The organism is Streptomyces sp. RGM 3693 (genome assembly GCF_050471125.1).
In the GTDB taxonomy this organism is placed as follows: Bacteria; Actinomycetota; Actinomycetes; order Streptomycetales; family Streptomycetaceae; genus Streptomyces.
Genome location: NZ_JBMPPQ010000004.1, coordinates 142,895 through 160,931, shown reverse-complemented (window position 1 = coordinate 160,931; position 18,037 = coordinate 142,895). Strand labels below are relative to the sequence as shown.

The window sequence follows — 18,037 nt, the reverse complement described above, 5'->3', positions numbered from 1 at the left end:
GGTGTGAGGGACGCGGCGGCGTGCCGCGCCGGGCGGGGCCACCGGCGGATGATCGACCATTCGCCCGCGCCCCACCCGGCCCGCCGCGCCGCCGGCTACTTCACCGCGTTCAGCGCATCGACGATCCCGTAGCCGAAGTGGCTGTTGACGCGCGGGGTGCCGGTGCAGGTGGCGTCACCCGCCGGGCACCCGGGATTGTCGGCCTGCTCCTTGAGCAGCCACTGGATCTCCTGCGGGCTCGCCTTCGGGTGCGTGCTCTTCAGGAGCGCCGCCACGCCCGCGACGTGCGGGGAGGCCATGGACGTACCGGCGTAGAAGGCCCAGTCGCCTCCGGGGATCGTGGAGAGGACGTTGCCGTTCTTGGCCGGCAGTTCGGGCACCTGCTGGGAGTCGCCGCCCGGCGCGGCCACGTCGATCTGCCCCAGGCCGTAGTTGGAGTAGCCGGACTTCAGGCGGTGCGAACCGGTCGCCGCGACCGTGACCGTCCCGGGCAGTTGGGTCGGCACGTCCCAGCAGGTCTTGGGGCTGAGGGTGCGGCTGACCGGCGTGGAGTCGTTGGGGCTGCCGGTGTCGGTGAGCTTGTCGGCCGCGAGGTCGGCGTTGGCGTTGCCCGCCGCCGCGACGTTGACCACGCCCTTGTCCTGCGCGTACTTCGCCGCCCGGCCGACCGCGTCAACGATGGCCGCCTGGTCGGCGTCGTCCTTGCAGTTGAACATCCACGGGTCCACGAAATAGCTGTTGTTGGTGACCTGGACCCCGTGGTCGGCCGCGAAGACGAAGGCGCACACCACGCTCTCCGCATAGAACAGGCTGGTCCCGGGCTCGCTCACCTTGATCGCGGAGACCTTCACACCCGGCGCGACGCCGGTCACCCCGATGCCGTTGCGGGCCGCGGCGATGGTGCCCGCCACGTGCGTGCCGTGGGCGTCCGCGACCGGGTCGTAGGGCCGCCAGGCCCCCGGCGAGGTGTTGGGCACCCCGCCCACGCAGTTGGCGGACTGCCGGGCGGAGAAATTCGGTGCGAGGTCCGGGTGGGTGTCGTCCACGCCGGTGTCGATGACCGCGACGGTCACCTTGCGGCTGCCCGGGTTCACCTTCGCGGCCTGGTCGGCCTTGATGGCGGGGATGTCCCACTGGAGCGGCTCCAGCGGCTCCTCGCCCTTGGCCTTCGCGGTCCGCTCCGCTGCCGCGAGCTGGGCCTTGGTGATCCGCTGCGGGGTGCCGACGTCGGCGGTGCCGGACTGCTTGAGCGGCGCGGTGCGGGTCGCGCCCGCCGACTGCACGCCCGGCACCGTCCGGATGGTGGCGGCGAACCGGGGGTTGGCCGCATGGACGACGATCACGCCTATCCGCTCATGGGCGGTGATCACCTTGCCGCCGGCCCGGTCTATCGCCCGCTCGACCTTGTCGACGGTGGCGTGGCCGGGGACGGTGTTCACGACGTACGACAGTAGCGGGCCACTGTCCGGCGGCGCGGCGCCGGCCGCGTCCGGGAGGGATCCGAGGAACCCGGTCGTTGCGGTCAGCGCCAGCCCGAGCGGTACGGCCAGGGCCCGCATGCGTCTGTTCCGGCGATGTGCAAGGGGACGTGCCATGGGTACTCCACCTCATCCGTCGGACCGCCCGTACGCGGGGGCGCGCACAGGCGGGTGCATGACAGGTGAAGCTATCGGCGATCACCGGCGCGCAGCAATGGAACGCGGAGAAATCCTCACAGGTACGGCGAATTGACGGCGAGTCAGGCAGTCGATCTGGTATGGGGGTTCGCGTGAGGTCGGGCCCACGACGCCCTCAGTCCCGCCGCCCCGCTCCGTCGCGCCGCCGCAGCGTGCCCATGCTCAGCGGCGGCAGCGGGATCCGCGGGCCGTACCAGCGCCGGGCATCCACCCCGGGACGCGGCCGCGCGGGGGCGACGGCGATCGGCACGGACAGCCGGACACTGCCGTACGGGCGCCGGCGCGGGGCGTACGGAGACGGGTCCTGCTGGGGCGGCGGAGTCATGACCGGCTCAACGAAGCGTCGCCCGAGCGGTGGCGGCCGGTGCCCCCATTCCCCCGATTTCTTCGGGAATTCAACCATCCATCGTCTGTCGCATCGCGTCCGGCGGCCCTACGATGCGTGATCCACGTCACTTATCCGGGCCTTATCGTCAGCCCCGCACCAGCTCATCGAGCGTCAGGAGACCCGTGATCACCGCACCCAACGCCGACCCGGGACAGCACGACCCGCCCGACTACCCGCAGGTCCAGTCGAGCCAGGAGTTCGCCGAACTCCGCCGCGCACACCGCTCGTTCGCCTTCCCGCTCACCCTCGCCTTCGTCCTCTGGTACCTCGGCTACGTGCTGTTGTCGAGCTACGCCGGCGACTTCATGGCCCTCAAGGTCGCGGGCCACCTCAACGTCGCCTTCGTGCTCGGCATCGCCCAGTTCGCCACCACGTTCCTGATCGCCTGGTGGTACTCCCGGCATGCCGCCGCCCGACTCGACCCCCGCGCCGAGGCCATCAAGGCCCGCCTGGAGGCCCTCGCCCCCGCCCAACAGGCCGCAACCCAACAGGCCGCAGCCCCGGAAGACGGCCCCGAGCCGACCGGCGTACAGGAGGCCGGCGCATGAACCTCCCCCACCTCGCCGCCGGCGGCGCCGGCGACCACCGCACCCTGATCGTCACCCTCTTCGCGTTCTTCGTCGCCGCCACCCTCGGCCTCACCGTCTGGGCCGGCCGGCAGACCAAGGGCACGGACGACTTCTACGCCGGCGGACGGCAGTTCAGCGGTTTCCAGAACGGCCTGGCCATCTCCGGCGACTACATGTCCGCCGCATCCTTCCTCGGCATCGCCGGCGCCATCGCCCTCTTCGGCTACGACGGCTTCCTCTACTCCATCGGCTTCCTCGTCGCCTGGCTCGTCGCGCTCCTCCTGGTGGCCGAACCCCTGCGTAACTCCGGCCGCTTCACCATGGGCGACGTCCTCGCCTACCGGATGCGCCAACGCCCGGTCCGGACCGCCGCCGGCACCTCCACCATCGTCGTCTCGATCTTCTACCTGCTCGCGCAGATGGCCGGCGCCGGCGCCCTGGTCACCCTCCTCCTGGGCATCACCAGCGAAGCGGGCAAGATCCTCGTCGTCGTCCTCGTCGGCATCGTGATGATCCTCTACGTCACCATCGGCGGCATGAAGGGCACCACCTGGGTCCAGATGGTCAAGGCCGTCCTCCTGATCGCCGGCACCCTGCTGATCACCTTCCTGGTGGCGTGGCGGTTCCACTTCAACCTCTCCGCGCTGCTCGGCGCCGCCGCCGAGAACAGCGGCAAGGGCTCCGCCTTCCTCGAACCCGGCCTCAAATACGGCGCCACCGCCACCTCGAAGATCGACTTCATCTCGCTCGGCCTCGCCCTCGTCCTGGGCACCGCCGGCCTCCCGCACATCCTCATCCGCTTCTACACGGTCCCCACCGCCAAGGCCGCCCGGAAGTCGGTGAACTGGGCGATCGGCATCATCGGCGTCTTCTACCTGATGACCCTCGCCCTCGGCTTCGGCGCCGCCGCCCTCCTCAAGCCCGCCACCATCACCGCCTCCAACAAGGCCGGCAACACCGCGGCCCCCCTGCTCGCCCAGGAGATCGGCGGTGGCGCGGGCTCCACCGGCGGCGCCATCCTGCTCGCCGTCATCTCCGCCGTCGCCTTCGCCACCATCCTCGCGGTGGTCGCCGGCCTCACCCTCGCCTCGTCCTCCTCCTTCGCCCACGACCTCTACGTCAACGTCCTCCGCAAGGGGCAGGCCACCGAGAAGGAAGAGGTCGGCGCGGCCCGCTGGGCGACCGTCGGCATCGGCGCGGTCGCCATCGTCCTCGGCGTCTTCGCCCGCAGCCTGAACGTCGCCGGCCTGGTGGCGCTCGCCTTCGCGGTCGCCGCCTCCGCCAACCTCCCCACCCTCCTCTACAGCCTCTTCTGGAAGCGCTTCACCACCCAGGGCGCCCTCTGGTCCATCTACGGCGGCCTGCTCTCCTCCGTCCTCCTGGTCCTCTTCTCGCCGGTCGTCTCCGGCAAGGAGACCTCGATGTTCCCCGGCGCCGACTTCGCGGTGTTCCCCTTGGAGAACCCGGGCCTGATCTCCATCCCCCTGGGCTTCCTCCTCGGCTGGCTCGGCTCCCTCCTCTCCCGGGAAGCACCGGACGCCGCCAAGTACGCCGAACTGGAGGTCCGCTCCCTGACCGGCACCGGCGCACACTGAGCCGTCCCTACAGGACACGGGCGGGGTGACGTCGTAGAGACCTACGACGTCACCCCGCCCACCTCGTGCTTCTCACGCCTCCTCAGTGTCAGACCCATCGCGTAGTCTCGAAGACGTACTGATCGACGGACCGATCCACACTCTCGGGGAGGGGGCCCAATGCTCATCGACACCTACGGCCGTGTGGCCACCGACCTGCGCGTCTCGCTCACCGACCGGTGCAACCTGCGCTGCACGTACTGCATGCCCGAAGAGGGCCTGCAATGGCTCGCCAAGCCCGATCTGCTGACCGACGACGAGATCGTCCGGCTGATCGACATCGCCGTGCGCGACCTCGGCATCGAGGAGGTCCGCTTCACCGGCGGCGAGCCACTGCTCCGCCCCGGCCTGGTCGGCATCGTCGAGCGGGTCGCCGCCCTCGCCCCCCGCCCCCGGATGTCGCTGACCACCAACGGCATCGGCTTGGCGCGCACCGCCGCCGCCCTGCGCGACGCCGGCCTGGACCGGGTCAACGTCTCCCTCGACACCCTCCGGCCCGACGTCTTCCAGACCCTGACCCGCCGCAAGCGGCACGCCGACGTCCTCCGCGGCCTCGAAGCCGCCCGCACCGCCGGCCTCACCCCGGTCAAGGTCAACACCGTCCTGATGCCCGGCCTCAACGACGACGAGGCCCCCGACCTCCTCGCCTGGGCCATCGAAAACGACTACGAGCTGCGCTTCATCGAACAGATGCCGCTGGACGCCCAACACGGCTGGAAGCGCGACGGAATGATCACCGCCGGTGACATCCTCACCTCGCTGCGCACCCGCTTCGCCCTCACCCCCGAGGGCCAGGACGAGCGCGGCTCGGCCCCCGCCGAGCGCTGGATCGTCGACGGCGGCCCGCACCGCGTCGGCGTCATCGCCTCGGTGACCCGCCCGTTCTGCCGCGCCTGCGACCGCACCCGGCTCACCGCCGACGGCCAGGTCCGCACCTGCCTCTTCGCCACCGAGGAGACGGACCTGCGCGCCGCCCTGCGCTCCGGCGCCCCCGACGCCGAGATAGCCCGCGTCTGGAAGCTGGCCATGTGGGGCAAGAAGGCGGGATCCGGCCTCGACGACCCCACCTTCCTCCAGCCGGACCGCCCCATGTCAGCTATCGGAGGCTGACCGCAGCCGCTCCCATTCCGCCAGCGTCACCACGTCCTTGAGGAACCCGCGCATGGCGAGGAACTGCGACAGCTGCTCCCGGTGTTCGTCGCACGCCAGCCAGGTCTTACGCCGGTCCGGCGTGTGCAACTTCGGGTTGTTCCAGGCCACCACCCACACCGCGTCGGCGCGGCAGCCCTTGGCCGAGCAGATGGTGATGTTCTGGGAATCGTTCGGGGAGTTCACGCCTCAACCCTACGTCCCGTCCCCGCGCCCGCTCCGGGGTCTTCTCCCCTGCGGACATGACGACGCCGGGCAGCCACGGGGGGAGCCGCCCGGCGTCGGTCCGTCGCTCCGACGGGGGATGCGGAGCGCGTACGCAGTATGTCACGGGGAATGGTGCGCGGTGCAGCGGAACCGCATGATTGATCTGAGCTTTTCTTGAGCTTTGCTGAGCGATCGGCCCCGGCGAAGCTCAGCCGCGCTCCTCGCGCGAGGGCGAGGACTCCTCCGCCGGCCGTTCCGCAACGGGTTCCGCGGGCCCCGACGGCAGCGCCTGCCGCACGGGCTTGACGAATGTCGACGGCAGCGAAGGGACGTTCTCCCGACCGGCGTTGGCGATGACCACCGCGATGTAGGGGAGCCCCACCCCGATCACGAGCGTTGCAATGGCAATCGGTCGCTCGATGTTCCACAGCACGGCCGTGAGCACCACGGCCACGGTCCGCACCGCCATCGAGATCACGTACCGCCGCTGGCGTCCCCGTACGTCCTCGGTCAGCCCCTGGCGCGCTCCCGTGATCCGGAAGGCTTCGACTCCACCGCTCTGCTTCCGCATCTCGTTCCACCACCTGCTCCGTCGCGCCGGATTCTCCCCGCATTCCGGTCAGATCCCACGGTACGCCGCCCTTCCCGGCGCTACGAGACCGGGTCACGTCGTTGGCGCACGGACCGGTACCCCGAACGTCGTAGCCGTGCGGTGGCCTCTCGCGGCGCGGGTGCTTGCGGCGGCAGGGGGTTTCGGGGCCGCACGGCTTGCCCCCGCCCACAGGAGAGTGGACGGGGGCACGTCAGCCATCACGGCGGCACAGGCGCGGGACGAGCCCTAACGACCGGTGATCTGGGCCAGTTTGCGACCGGCCTTCAGGTACGCGACGCCCTCCGTGCCGGACAGCTTCTCCGACAGGACCTCGGAGAGCGGGCGCACCGCGTCGGCCTCGGCGAGCACCACCGTCGACTGGCCGGACTCGCCCTCGATCACCAGCCGCAGCGCGTTCTGCTTCGCCAACCGTCGCGCCGCCGAGGCGCTCGGGGTGAACTCCAGCACCGTCGTCAGCACCGCCGCGACCGGCAGGTCGCCGTGCTCCCCGGCGTCCACGACCGGCAGCGACTCCACGTCCGTGAACGACTTCTTGGAGAACTGGGCCACGAAACCGGCCCGGGCCGCCATCGCCGCGTCCAGCCCGTAGAGCGCCGCCACGACCTCGCCCGCGAGGATCTTCTTGAGGTCCATCGGGTGCACCGACCGCTCGGCGACCCGGCCCAGGGCGAGGGCGATCTCGTCGTCGGTCCACTCGGTCCACGCCTTGAGGTACGGCTCCATCAGCCGGTCCGGCACCGACATGATCTTGCCGAAGACGTCATCGGCGGGCGCGCCCAGCCCGACGTAATTGCCCTTGGACTTGGACATCTTGGCGCCGCTGCCGTCCGTGCCCTCGATCAGCGGCATGGTCACCACCAGCTGCGGCCGCTGCCCGCGCAGCTCCATCAGCTTGCGACCCATCTGGAGGTTGAGCAGCTGGTCGGAGCCGCCGAGCTCGACGTCGCACTCCAGCGCCACCGAGTCCAGACCCTGCGCGATCGGGTACAGCAGCTCGGTCATGGTCAGGCCGGAGCCGGCCGCCAGACGGTTGCGGAAGTCCTCGCGCTGGAGCAGCTGCGACGCCGGCACCTGGGCGAGCAGCCCCAGCAGCTCCGGGAAGGTGTACGGCGCCAGCCACTCGCTGTTCTGCCGGAAGCTGACCTTCTCGAAGTCGAAGAACGGGCGCACCTGCTCGCGGTAGGTGGCGAGGTTGTGCGCGATGTCGTCGTCGGTCAGCGGCGGCCGCTCGGCCGTACGACCAGACGGGTCGCCGATCTTGGCGGTGAAGTCGCCGATGATGAGCGTGACGTCGTGGCCGAGGCGCTGGAACCGGCTCAGGATGATCAGCGGCACCGCGTGCCCGAGGTGCACATCGGTCGCCGTCGGGTCGATGCCCAGCTTGATGTGCAGGCCCTTGCCGGCCGTCCGGCGCTCCTCGATGCGCTCGGCCAGCTTGGTGACGCCCGGCAGCACCTCGACAGTGCGGGACGCGATCAGCTCGGCCTGCTCCTTGGGCGACAGGTCCGTCAGGTCGAGATAGCGCCGCTCACCGGTCTCCTGGAGCAGCTCCCGGACGGTGTCGTCCGAGGAGAGGTCGGTGGAGAGCAGTGTGCTGGCGCGGGCGACGGATTCGCCGAGGCGTGTCATGGCGTCCCTGATCGATCGTGGTTCCCCGAGGGGAGGACAGGGGACAGTCTATTCGGCCGGGATGGGCCGCTCACCGCGATATCCGCCGGCCTGGCCGCCGTACTCGCGGGGCCGGCCGCCGCGCCGGCCGCAGGGGGGGGCGCCGCCCGGAGGCCGGGCGGCGCCCCCACTCACACGCCCCGGCTGACCGAGCTCATGTTGAAGTCCGGCACCCGCAGCGGCGGCATCGCGGTCCGCGGGAAGTAGTCGCCCCACTCCCGCGACAGCGTCCGCTCGGTGCGGCCGGCCTCCGTGGCCCGACCCAGCAGGTCCACCGGCGACTCGTTGAACCGGAAGTTGTTGACCTCGCCGGTGACCTCGCCGTTCTCGACCAGGTAGACGCCGTCCCGGGTGAGCCCGGTCAGCAGCAGCGTCGCCGGATCGACCTCGCGGAGGTACCAGAGGGACGTCAACAGCAGCGCCGGGCCGTCGTGGCCCGCGGCCGCCACCATGTCGTCGAGGGTGCGCGAACCGCCGCCCTCCAGCAGGAGGTTGTCGACCGCCGGTGCCACCGGCAGCCCGGTGAGCGCGGCGCCGTGCCGGGTGGCCACCAGCCGGTTGAGCACCCCATCGCGCACCCAGTCGGTGGCGGCCAACGGCAGCCCGTTGTCGAAGACCGAGGCGTCCGCACCGGAGGTGTGGGCGAGGACGAACGGGGCGCACTCCAGCCCGGGGGCCGTCGGGTCGCTGCGCAGGGTCAGCGGCAGGTCGGAGAGCCGTTCGCCGATCCGGGTCCGGGCGGCGCCCTCCCCGTTGCCGGCTCGGGAGAAGACCGTACGGCCCTCGGCGGCGTCCCGGGCGGTGGCCGACCACTGTTGGTAGATCAGCAGGTCCGCGACGGCGCTGGGCGGCAGCAGCGTGTCGTAGCGGCCGGCGGGCAGATCGATCCGGCGCTCGGCCCAGCCCAGCCGCCGGGCGAGTGCGGCGTCCAGTGCGCGCGGGTCGGTGTCGGTGAAGTCCTGGGTGGCCCGGCCGGCCCAGGCCGAGCGGGTGCGGTCCGGGGACTTGGCGTTCAGCTCCAGCGTCCCGGTGGGCTGGTCGTGGCGCAGCCGTAGGCCGGTGGAGGTGCCCAGGTACGACGAGACGACGGTGTGCTGGGCGAAGCCGTACAGTTCGCGGCCGCCGGCCCGGGCCTGCCGGAAGGACTCACCGAGGGCCGGGGCGAACGCGGCGAAGACGTCCGGGGAGGTCTCGGCGGGGGCGTCGGTGAAGCCGGCGGTCGGCGTGCCGTCCGCGACCAGCGGCTGGGCGTCCTCGGCCGGGCCGGCGTCCCGGGCGGCCGCCTCCGCGGCCCGGACCAGCGGTTCCAGCTCGTGCGCGGTGACCGCCGAGCGCGAGACCACTCCGGAGGCGGTGCCCCGGGTGCCGTCCACGGTCGCGACGACGGTGACCGTCCGGCCGCGGGTGGCGCCGTTGGTGGTGAGGGCGTTGCCGGCCCAGCGCAGGTTGGCGCTGGAGTGCTCCTCGGCGATGACCGCACAGCCGTCGGCACGGGACAGTTCCAGGGCCCGCTCGACGATCTCGTACGGCCGGTTGCTGCGCGTACCGCGCGGGCTCATCGCCCCGCCTCCTGTGTCGTGTTGAGACTGTGCCGGCCCGGGGGACGCCCCCCGGCACCCCGGCCGGATCGGTGCTGTGCGCTCAACGCCCGGCCTCCTGTGTCGTGTTGAGGATGTTCACGCCTTCGAAGACGGCGGAGGGGCAGCCGTGCGAGACCGCCGCGATCTGGCCCGGTTGGGCCTTGCCACAGTTGAAGGCGCCGCCCAGGACATAGGTCTGCGGGCCGCCGACCGCGGTCATCGATCCCCAGAAGTCGGTGGTGGTGGCCTGGTAGGCGACGTCGCGCAGTTGCCCGGCCAGCCGTCCGTTGCGGATGAGGAAGGCCCGTTGCTGGGTGAATTGGAAGTTGTAGCGCTGCATGTCGATGGACCACGAGCGGTCGCCGACGAGGTAGATGCCGCGTTCCACGCCGGAGATCAGCTCTTCCGTCGACGGGCCGTCCGGCACCGGGCGGAGCGAGACGTTGGCCATCCGTTGGACCGGCACGTGGCCGGGGGAGTCCGCGTACGCGCATCCGTTGGAGCGCGGGAAGCCGGTCAGCTTCGCGATCCTGCGGTCGAGTTGGTAGCCGGTGAGGATCCCGTCTTTGATCAGGTCCCAGGACTGGGCGGCGACGCCCTCGTCGTCGTAGCCGATGGTGGCGAGGCCGTGCTCGGCGGTCCGGTCGCCGGTGACGTGCATCAGCGGTGAGCCGTAGGCGAGCGTGCCGAGCTGGTCGAAGGTGGCGAAGGAGGTGCCGGCGTAGGCGGCCTCGTAGCCCAGGGCCCGGTCCAGCTCGGTGGCGTGCCCGACCGACTCGTGGAGGGTCAGCCAGAGGTTGGACGGGTCGATCACCAGGTCGTAGGTGCCGGGCTCGACGCTCGGGGCGCGGAGTTTCCCGGCGAGGTGCTCGGGGATCCGGGCCAGTTCGCCGTCCCAGTCGTAGCCGCCGGTGAGGTACTCCCAGCCGCGGCCGACCGGTGGTGCGAGGGTGCGCATCGATTCGAAGTCGCCGGTGGCGGGGTCCACCGCGACCGCGGTGAGCTCCGGGTGGATCCGGATCCGCTGCTGGGTGGTGCTGGTGCCCGCAGTGTCCGCGTAGAACTTGTTCTCCTGGGCGGCCAGCAGGTGCGCGTCGGCGTGCGCCACGCCCGGTGCGGCCAGCAGCCGGGCGCTCCATTCGGCCAGCAGGCCGGTCTTCTCCGCATCCGGGACGTCGAAGGGGTTAACGTCGTAGGAGGAGACCCAGGTGCGGTCCGGGTGTACGGGCTCCTCGGCCAGTTCCACCCGCCCCCCCGTCGCCCACCGCCACCCTTCACCGGAAGCGCTTCGCGCTGCTGTATCGACGCCGGCGGTCTCGGCCACTTTGGCGGACAGTTTCGCCATCGCCACGGCCTGGCCGGCCACCCGTGCCGCGGCGTCCATGGTCAGGTCGACGCCGGAGGCGAAGCCCCAGGCGCCGTTGTGCACCACGCGCACCGCGTAGCCCAGGTCGGTGGTGTCGGAGGTGGCCGAGGTGCGGGCGTCGCGCAGGCGCCACATCGCGCTGCGCACCCGTTCCAGGCGGAAGTCGGCGTGTTCCGCGCCCAGTGCGCGGGCCCGCGCCAGTGCGGCGTCGGCCAGGGCGCGCAGGGGGAGTGCGCGGAAGGTCTCGTCAAGGTCATGGGGTGTGGCTGGCACGGCATCCTCCCGTAGTCGGCGGATGCATCATGCCGTGCTTCTGTGGAGACCCGACAGTGAACGGGGGCGCGCCCCTGTGTGGGCTCGATTCCTCGTACGGGCTCCCCGACCGATAGTTTCGTACCGAACGCAAGACGGACAGAAAACGGAAAGGGTGATCTCTTGAGCCGCTCGGTTCTGGTCACCGGAGGCAACCGCGGCATCGGCTTGGCCATTGCCCGTGCCTTCGCCGAGGCAGGCGACAAGGTCGCCATCACCTACCGCTCGGGCGAGCCGCCGGCGGGATTTTTGGCCGTGAAGTGCGACATCACGGACACCGAGCAGGTCGAGCAGGCGTACAAGGAGATCGAGGAGAAGCAGGGTCCGGTCGAGGTGCTGGTGGCCAACGCCGGCATCACTCGGGACCAGCTGCTGATGCGGATGTCCGAGGAGGACTTCAGCACGGTCCTCGACACCAACCTCACCGGCACGTTCCGGGTGGTCAAGCGCGCCAACCGGGCGATGCTGCGGGCCCGCAAGGGTCGGATCGTCCTGATCTCGTCGGTGGTCGGCCTGATGGGCGCGCCGGGGCAGTCGAACTACGCCGCCTCCAAGGCCGCGCTGGTCGGCTTCTCCCGCTCGCTCGCCCGTGAGCTGGGCAGCCGTAACATCACCGTGAACGTCGTCGCCCCCGGTTTCGTCGACACCGACATGACCCGGGCGCTCAGCGACGAGCAGCGGGAGAACATCGTGAAGCAGGTGCCGCTGGCGCGTTACGCGCAGCCCGAGGAGGTCGCCGCCTCGGTCCGCTTCCTGGCCTCCGACGAGGCCGCTTACATCACCGGAGCCGTCATTCCTGTCGACGGCGGATTGGGCATGGGGCACTGATCACCATGAGTGGAATCCTCGCAGGCAAGCGCATTCTGGTCACCGGTGTGCTGACCGAGTCGTCGATCGCGTTCCAGGCGGCCAAGGTCGCCCAGAACGAGGGCGCCGACGTCATCCTCACCGGTTTCGGCCGGCTCTCCCTGGTGGAGCGGATCGCCAAGCGGCTGCCCAAGCCCGCCCCGGTCATCGAGTTGGACGTGACCAACCAGGAGCACCTGGACGGTTTGGCCGGAAAGGTCCGTGAGCACCAGGGCGAGGACGCCCGCCTCGACGGCATCGTGCACTCCATCGCGTTCGGCCCGCAGGGCGCCTTCAACTTCCTGGAGGCCGGCTGGGAGGACGTCTCGACGGCCGTGCAGGTTTCGGCGTTCTCCTACAAGTCGCTGGCGATGGCCTGCCTGCCGCTGATGGAGCACGGCGGCTCGATCGTCGGCCTCACCTTCGACGCGCAGATCGCCTGGCCGAAGTACGACTGGATGGGCGTGGCCAAGGCGGCGCTGGAGAGCACCAACCGCTACCTGGCGCGCGACCTGGGCCCCAAGGGCGTCCGCTGCAACCTGGTGTCGGCCGGCCCGATCAAGTCGATGGCCGCCAAGTCCATCCCCGGCTTCGAGGAGCTGGCGGACGTGTGGAACCACCGCGCCCCGATCGGTTGGGACCTGGCCGACCCGGAGCCGGCCGGCCGCGGTGTCGTCGGCATGCTGTCCGACTTCTTCCCGCGCACGACGGGCGAGATCGTGCACGTCGACGGTGGTGTGCACATGATGGGCGCCTGACGCCCACCGCGCTCGACGCTGCCCGTCCCGGTCCGCCGGGGCGGGCAGTTGCGCGTTCACGCCGGGGGAACATCCGCCGTCCCGGCCGGGAATACCCCTCGCCTCCGCCCCGTTGCGGCCCGTAGGGGGCCTCCGCACCCCCTACGGGGTCTGTTCGACCGCCCCTTGGGCTCCGGCCCCCGGTCGGCATCCGAAGGGGTGGGCGCCGGCTTCGGCGGCGGCCCGTTCGCCGTCCCCGGTGCGGATCGCCTCGACCAGGCGGGAGTGGTCCATGTGGGCCTCGGGGCGCAGCACGGTGCCGACGTCGGCCCGTAGGAAGTTGCGCAGGACGCCGCCGAGGTCGGCGTAGAGCGCGGCCAGTACGTCGTTGTGGGAGGCCGCCACCACCGCCATGTGCAGGGTCGCGTCGGCCTCCACGAACGCCTCCGCGGCGCCGGATCCCCAGGCCCGTTCGCGGCGCTCCAGCAGGGCGTCGAGCTGGCGCAGGTCCTGTGCGGTGCGGCGGTGTGCGGCGAGCCGGGCGGCCTCGGCCTCCAGGGCGGAGCGTAGTTCGGCGACGTGGCGGGGGTCGGCGTCGGCGAACCGGCGGTTCATCACCCCGGCCAGTTCACTGGTCGCGATCACGTAGGTGCCCGAACCCTGGCGGATGTCGAGCAGGCCGTTGTGGGCCAGCGCCCGTACGGCCTCGCGGACGGTGTTGCGGGCCACTCCGAGTTGTTCGACGAGTTCCGGTTCGGTCGGGATGCGGGACCCCACCGGCCAGTCGCCGGACGTGATCTGGGCGCGCAGCTGGGCGATCACCTGGTCGGCCAGCGCGGACCGGCGGGGCGAGGTCAGGGGCATGGCTGGGCTCCAGGGTGCGGGGGCCGGTGGGCCGGGCGGACGGCGGCGGCGCGGACGACGGCGGGCCGTGGGCGTCCGTGGCGCCGTGGGGGCGAGCTGAGGCTACCGATATCGGCTGGACAAGTATTCATCCCATGATTCTATGATGTCCCTTATGGCAGACGAAGACCTCGCGACCCTCGGCTCGGCCGCCGAGCCCCTGACCCCCGCCGCCCCGCCCGCCGACGCCGGCGCGGCGCGGTCCGCCGCCGCACCCGAGCGGGTCCCGGACCGAGGGCCCGCCGCCCGCTGGCTGTCGGGGATCGTGATCGCCGGTCTCGTCCTCGCCGCGCTCAACCTCCGGCCGGCGATCACCAGCCTCGGCGCGCTCCTGAAGGAGGTCCGCGACGGGCTCGGCATGAGCGGCACCGTCGCCGGCCTGCTGACCTCCGTGCCGGCCCTGTGCTTCGCCGTCTTCGGCTTCGCCGCGCCCCGACTGGCCCGGCGCTGGGGGTCCGGCGCGATCGTCTGCGCCGGGATGGTCGCGATCGCGGTGGGCGTCGTGGTGCGCCCGTACGCCGGTGGTACGCCCGGCTTCCTGGCCGGCAGCGCGCTGGCGTTGGCCGGCATCGCGGTCAGCAACGTGCTGCTGCCGGTGGTCATCAAGACCTGGTTCCCCGACCGGGTCGGGCCGATGACCGGGCTCTACTCGATGGCGCTGGCCCTGGGGACCTCGCTGGCGGCGGCGCTCACCGTCCCCATGACGGCTGCGCTGGGCGGCAGTTGGCGCACCGGACTGGCCGTGTGGGCGCTGCTCGCCGTGCTCGCGGTGGTGCCGTGGCTGGTGGTGCTGCGGCGGCGGCCGGCCGCGACGGCACCGGCACCGGCCGGCGCTACGTCCGGCTCCGGGGAAACCCCCATACGGATCACCTCGTCGCCGACCGCCTGGGCGCTGGCCGTCTTCTTCGGCCTCCAGGCGACCGCCGCCTACATCACCATGGGGTGGATGCCGCAGATCTTCCGCGACGCCGGGGTCTCGGCGGGCACCGCGGGGGTGCTGCTGGCCACCACCATGGCCGTCGGCGTGCCGCTCTCCTTCGTCCTGCCGCGGCTGGCGGCCCGGATGCGGCACCAGGGGCCGCTGGTGGTGGTCCTGGGCAGCTGCGGGCTGGCCGGCTACACCGGTCTGTGGTTGGCGCCGGCCGCCGGGTCCTGGGTCTGGGCGCTGCTGATGGGCGTCTCCAACTGCGCCTTCCCGCTTGCCCTGACGATGATCGGGATGCGCTCCACCAGCCCCGCCGGGGTGGTCAAGCTCTCCGCGTTCGCACAGAGCGTCGGCTATCTGATCTCCATCCCCGGGCCGCTGCTGGTCGGCACGCTCTACCAGCACAGCGGTGGCTGGGGGCTGCCGATCGCGCTGATGGTCGGGTTGATGGTGCCGCAGATCGTGGTGGGCGTCCTGGCGGGGCGGAACCGCCGCATCGAGGACGAGCGGTGACGGCGGCGGTCGCGGGCCGAGCGCCCGCCGGCCGCTGGCTGGGACGCGGTTCCGTGGACGGCGTCGCGCGCCGCTCGTACCCGGTCGCGGGCCCTGGCCGGAGTGGTTCGGCGGGCGGGTGCGACACTGGGCGCATGCCAGTGCTCGAACCGAATCCGCAGGGCAGCCAGAAGAAGCTGCTGCTCGTCCTGGGCCTGATGCTCGGGGTGACCGTCGTCGTCGGGATCATTGCGAGCATCGCCGCGCCATGATCCGGCCGCGGGCGGGCGCCAGGCCGCGCTCGGCACGGTCGCCGTGGTCAGGTCGCCGTGGCCCGGGGTGGGGTTATCCCCCGATCCCCTAGGGGGCCGGTCTCAGGGATCAATGGGTGGCTTCCCGGATAGGAACGGCCGCCGGAGATCCGTAGCGTCAGCGTCACACCGCGGAACCGCGGTGGGCACGCCGCCGTTCGCGGTCGCGCCGTTCCCGCGCTACCTCCTGGAGTCCGCCATGTCCGCCGCGTTCAGCCGCCCGTCCGCAGTGCAGGCACCGCGGGTGCGGAAGGCCCTGCCGTGGTGGGGATTGGCGCTGCCGGTGGTCTCCTTCATAGCCCTGCTGGTGCTGGTGGCGAGTCCCGGTACGGCGAGTGCGGCCGGTGCGGCGCGGGCCCCGGAGAGCCTGGCACCGCTGCTGGAGTTCCTCGCCGGGGTGCTCCGGCTCGGGGGGTGAACGGTGCCCGCGCGAGGGTGCCTCCCGGCAGTGGCCGGGGGCGGGTCACCCGGCGGAGCGGAGCGCTTCAACACCCCGCGCCGGGCGGCGGGTTTCATGCGAAGCTGGGACGCATGAGCGTCGATACACCCCGCCGGATTGTCCTGCTCCGACACGCCAAGGCCGAATGGTCGGACGAGAGCGACCATGAGCGTCCGCTCGCCGATCGCGGTCGCAGGGATGCCCCGGTCGCCGGCCGCTGGCTGGCCGGTGCCGGGATCGCCCCCGACCTGAGCCTCTGCTCGACTGCCGTCCGCACCCGCGAGACCTGGAAGCTGGTCGTCTCCGAGCTTCCGCATCGACCCAAGACCCTCTACGACGAGCGGCTGTACGAGGCCTCCCTCGGCGAGCTCATCGCGATCTTGAACGAGACCTCCGACGAAGTGAGCGACCTGATGGTCGTCGGGCACAACCCCGGGGTGCACGCCCTCGCCGACGCCCTGGCGGGAGAGGCCGAGGGGGATCTGCTGGCGCGGATGAACCGCAGCGGCTTCCCGACGTCGGCGATGGCCGTGCTGACCTTCAACGGCAGCTGGAAGTCGGTCGAGCACGGCGTCGGCCGGCTCGTCGCCTTCTGGTCCCCGCACGCCTGAGGCCGCTGCGGCGCCTCGCGGGACGGGCACCGCGGCGGCCGTGCAGCGGCCACCGCGGTGCCGGTCCCGGACGGTGAGCGGCCCGCGGCGGCGGGTGACCGACGAAGAGGCCCCGGTGCGCAGTGTGCGCACCGGGGCCTTCCGGCTGTCCGGGCCGGGACCGGAGGCGGTGGTCCCCCCGGGCCGCCGCGGCGCCGGGGCGGCGGGTGGGTGGCCCCGCGGCTCACTCCACGTGGGTGTCGGCCGCCTCGACCTCTTCGCGGGTGACCCCCAGCAGATAGAGCACGGTGTCCAGGAAGGGCACGTTGACCGCGGTGTGCGCGGCCTCGCGGACCACCGGCTTGGCGTTGAAGGCGACCCCCAGCCCGGCCGCGTTGAGCATGTCCAGGTCATTGGCGCCGTCGCCGATCGCGACGGTCTGCACCAGCGGCACCCCGGCCTCGTGGGCGAACCGTCGCAGCAGCCGGGCCTTGCCGGCCCGGTCCACGATGTCGCCGGTGACCCGCCCGGTGAGCTTGCCGTCGACGATCTCCAGGGTGTTGGCGGAGGCGAAGTCCAACCCCAGCTCCTCCTGGAGCGCGTCGGTGACCTGGGTGAAACCACCCGAAACCACGCCGACTTGGTACCCGAGCCGCTTGAGGGTCCGGACCAGGGTGCGGGCCCCCGGCGTGAGCCGCACCTCCTTGCGGACCAGGTCCACCACGGATGCGTCCAGCCCGCGGAGCAGCTCGACCCGGGCGTGCAGCGACTGCTCGAAGTCCAGCTCACCACGCATCGCGGCGGCGGTCACCTCGGCGACCTCGGCCTCGCAGCCGGCGTGCGCCGCGAACAGCTCGATGACCTCGTCCTGGATGAGCGTGGAGTCGACGTCCATCACCACCAGCCGCTGCGCCCGGCGCTGCAGTCCGGCCGCGACCACCGCGACGTCCACCCCGAGCTTCGCGGCCTCCGGGGCCAGCACGGTGCGCAGCGCCTCGGTCTCGGCGCCGGAGACCGCGAACTCGACGGCCGTCACCGGATACTTGGCGAGCCGGAAAATACGGTCGATGTTGCCCCCCGTGGCCGTTATGGCCGCGGCGATCGCGGCCGTCGACTCCGCGGTGAGCGGGTGCCCCAGCACGGTGACGTGGGACCGGCCGACACCGCGCGGACGGTTGTCGCCGCGGCCGGAGATGATCTCGGCCTGGAGGTTCAGCGACTCGGCCCAGCTGTGCACGGTGGCCCGGAGGTCGCCTTCGGAGGACCCGGTGATGCCCTGACCGGGGAAGGGGGTGGTGACCAGCACGCACAGGGTGATGCGGCCCCGGGTCACCACCTGCTCGATGTCCACGACATCGACGGCGTAGGCGGCGAGGGTGTCGAACAGGCCCGCGGTGATGCCGGGCCGGTCCTTCCCGAAGATCTTGACGAGGAGTGTCGGTTCGTCTTCGCCTGGTGTGGCGGCGGCAGGCGGGATCTGCGATGCGCTCATGGTGCCTTTACGGTAACCGGCGGGCGGCGGAGGCCGTACGAGTGTCCGGGGTTCGGACCCCGCCGCCCCGGGGGCCGGGCCGCCACCGGGCCGGTCGTACGCCCGGGTCCTGGGGTCGGGCGTGATCGTTATGGACTCGT

Annotated in this window: 17 protein-coding genes and 1 pseudogene; 9 read left to right on the top strand and 9 right to left on the bottom strand. The window is 71.8% G+C overall.

Annotated features, from left to right (window positions below; genetic code table 11):
• Positions 1-95: 95 nt before the first annotated feature.
• Positions 96-1,595 carry a S8 family serine peptidase gene (locus tag ACO0M4_RS36880; RefSeq protein ID WP_430375507.1) on the bottom strand — a complete coding sequence of 500 codons (1,500 nt, stop codon included), beginning with the start codon at positions 1,593-1,595 and terminating at the stop codon, positions 96-98.
• Between the two features lie 196 nt (positions 1,596-1,791).
• Complete coding sequence (locus ACO0M4_RS36875) at positions 1,792-2,001, bottom strand: hypothetical protein (protein ID WP_430375506.1); 210 nt, start codon at positions 1,999-2,001, stop codon at positions 1,792-1,794.
• Between the two features lie 185 nt (positions 2,002-2,186).
• Between ACO0M4_RS36875 and ACO0M4_RS36870 the strand changes: the two are divergent.
• The 3 genes and pseudogenes from ACO0M4_RS36870 to moaA form a co-directional block, all read left to right on the top strand.
• Positions 2,187-2,519, top strand: a pseudogene (locus ACO0M4_RS36870) (DUF485 domain-containing protein); the annotation flags it as partial.
• A gap of 89 nt (positions 2,520-2,608) precedes the next feature.
• Positions 2,609-4,228: a solute symporter family protein gene (locus ACO0M4_RS36865; RefSeq protein ID WP_430375505.1), complete on the top strand. Its 1,620-nt coding sequence runs from the start codon at positions 2,609-2,611 to the stop codon at positions 4,226-4,228.
• A gap of 159 nt (positions 4,229-4,387) precedes the next feature.
• Positions 4,388-5,377 carry a GTP 3',8-cyclase MoaA gene (moaA, locus tag ACO0M4_RS36860; protein WP_430375504.1) on the top strand — a complete coding sequence of 330 codons (990 nt, stop codon included), beginning with the start codon at positions 4,388-4,390 and terminating at the stop codon, positions 5,375-5,377.
• On the opposite strand, the gene ACO0M4_RS36855 is transcribed toward moaA, so the two are convergent.
• The 5 genes from ACO0M4_RS36855 to ACO0M4_RS36835 all read right to left on the bottom strand — a co-directional run bounded on the left by ACO0M4_RS36855 (position 5,360) and on the right by ACO0M4_RS36835 (position 11,123).
• A complete protein-coding gene (locus ACO0M4_RS36855; RefSeq protein WP_430375503.1) occupies positions 5,360-5,602 on the bottom strand; it encodes a hypothetical protein in 243 nt (80 codons plus the stop codon). The genes moaA and ACO0M4_RS36855 overlap by 18 nt on opposite strands.
• Positions 5,603-5,831: 229 nt before the next feature.
• A complete protein-coding gene (locus ACO0M4_RS36850; RefSeq protein WP_430375502.1) occupies positions 5,832-6,194 on the bottom strand; it encodes a DUF3099 domain-containing protein in 363 nt (120 codons plus the stop codon).
• A gap of 267 nt (positions 6,195-6,461) precedes the next feature.
• Complete coding sequence (gene tyrS, locus ACO0M4_RS36845) at positions 6,462-7,865, bottom strand: tyrosine--tRNA ligase (protein ID WP_430375501.1); 1,404 nt, start codon at positions 7,863-7,865, stop codon at positions 6,462-6,464.
• 170 nt (positions 7,866-8,035) lie between these two features.
• The gene (locus ACO0M4_RS36840) at positions 8,036-9,463 is read right to left on the bottom strand and encodes a metallopeptidase TldD-related protein (protein ID WP_430375500.1); all 1,428 of its coding nucleotides are present in this window, start codon (positions 9,461-9,463) and stop codon (positions 8,036-8,038) included.
• An 82-nt stretch (positions 9,464-9,545) separates the two neighbouring features.
• Positions 9,546-11,123, bottom strand: a complete 1,578-nt coding sequence (locus tag ACO0M4_RS36835) for a TldD/PmbA family protein (protein ID WP_430375499.1) — start codon at positions 11,121-11,123, stop codon at positions 9,546-9,548.
• A gap of 162 nt (positions 11,124-11,285) precedes the next feature.
• Here ACO0M4_RS36835 and fabG point away from each other — a divergent pair, with 162 nt between their 5' ends.
• Positions 11,286-11,990 carry a 3-oxoacyl-[acyl-carrier-protein] reductase gene (gene fabG, locus ACO0M4_RS36830; RefSeq protein ID WP_430375498.1) on the top strand — a complete coding sequence of 235 codons (705 nt, stop codon included), beginning with the start codon at positions 11,286-11,288 and terminating at the stop codon, positions 11,988-11,990.
• Positions 11,991-11,995: 5 nt separating this feature from the next.
• Positions 11,996-12,766, top strand: coding sequence for an enoyl-ACP reductase FabI (fabI, locus tag ACO0M4_RS36825; protein WP_430375497.1), 771 nt, complete (start codon positions 11,996-11,998; stop codon positions 12,764-12,766).
• A gap of 141 nt (positions 12,767-12,907) precedes the next feature.
• Here the strand turns inward: fabI and ACO0M4_RS36820 are convergent, their stop codons facing one another.
• On the bottom strand, positions 12,908-13,609 hold the full coding sequence (locus ACO0M4_RS36820) for a FadR/GntR family transcriptional regulator (protein ID WP_430375496.1): 702 nt from the start codon (positions 13,607-13,609) through the stop codon (positions 12,908-12,910).
• 145 nt (positions 13,610-13,754) lie between these two features.
• Here ACO0M4_RS36820 and ACO0M4_RS36815 point away from each other — a divergent pair, with 145 nt between their 5' ends.
• The 4 genes from ACO0M4_RS36815 to ACO0M4_RS36800 all read left to right on the top strand — a co-directional run bounded on the left by ACO0M4_RS36815 (position 13,755) and on the right by ACO0M4_RS36800 (position 16,426).
• Positions 13,755-15,086, top strand: coding sequence for a CynX/NimT family MFS transporter (locus tag ACO0M4_RS36815; RefSeq protein ID WP_430375495.1), 1,332 nt, complete (start codon positions 13,755-13,757; stop codon positions 15,084-15,086).
• Positions 15,087-15,220: 134 nt separating this feature from the next.
• Complete coding sequence (locus ACO0M4_RS36810) at positions 15,221-15,337, top strand: SGM_5486 family transporter-associated protein (protein WP_279634891.1); 117 nt, start codon at positions 15,221-15,223, stop codon at positions 15,335-15,337.
• Positions 15,338-15,518: 181 nt separating this feature from the next.
• On the top strand, positions 15,519-15,794 hold the full coding sequence (locus ACO0M4_RS36805) for a hypothetical protein (protein ID WP_430375494.1): 276 nt from the start codon (positions 15,519-15,521) through the stop codon (positions 15,792-15,794).
• A 113-nt stretch (positions 15,795-15,907) separates the two neighbouring features.
• On the top strand, positions 15,908-16,426 hold the full coding sequence (locus tag ACO0M4_RS36800; protein WP_430375493.1) for a SixA phosphatase family protein: 519 nt from the start codon (positions 15,908-15,910) through the stop codon (positions 16,424-16,426).
• A gap of 223 nt (positions 16,427-16,649) precedes the next feature.
• Here the strand turns inward: ACO0M4_RS36800 and serB are convergent, their stop codons facing one another.
• On the bottom strand, positions 16,650-17,897 hold the full coding sequence (gene serB, locus ACO0M4_RS36795; RefSeq protein WP_430375492.1) for a phosphoserine phosphatase SerB: 1,248 nt from the start codon (positions 17,895-17,897) through the stop codon (positions 16,650-16,652).
• Between the last annotated feature and the right edge of the window lie 140 nt (positions 17,898-18,037).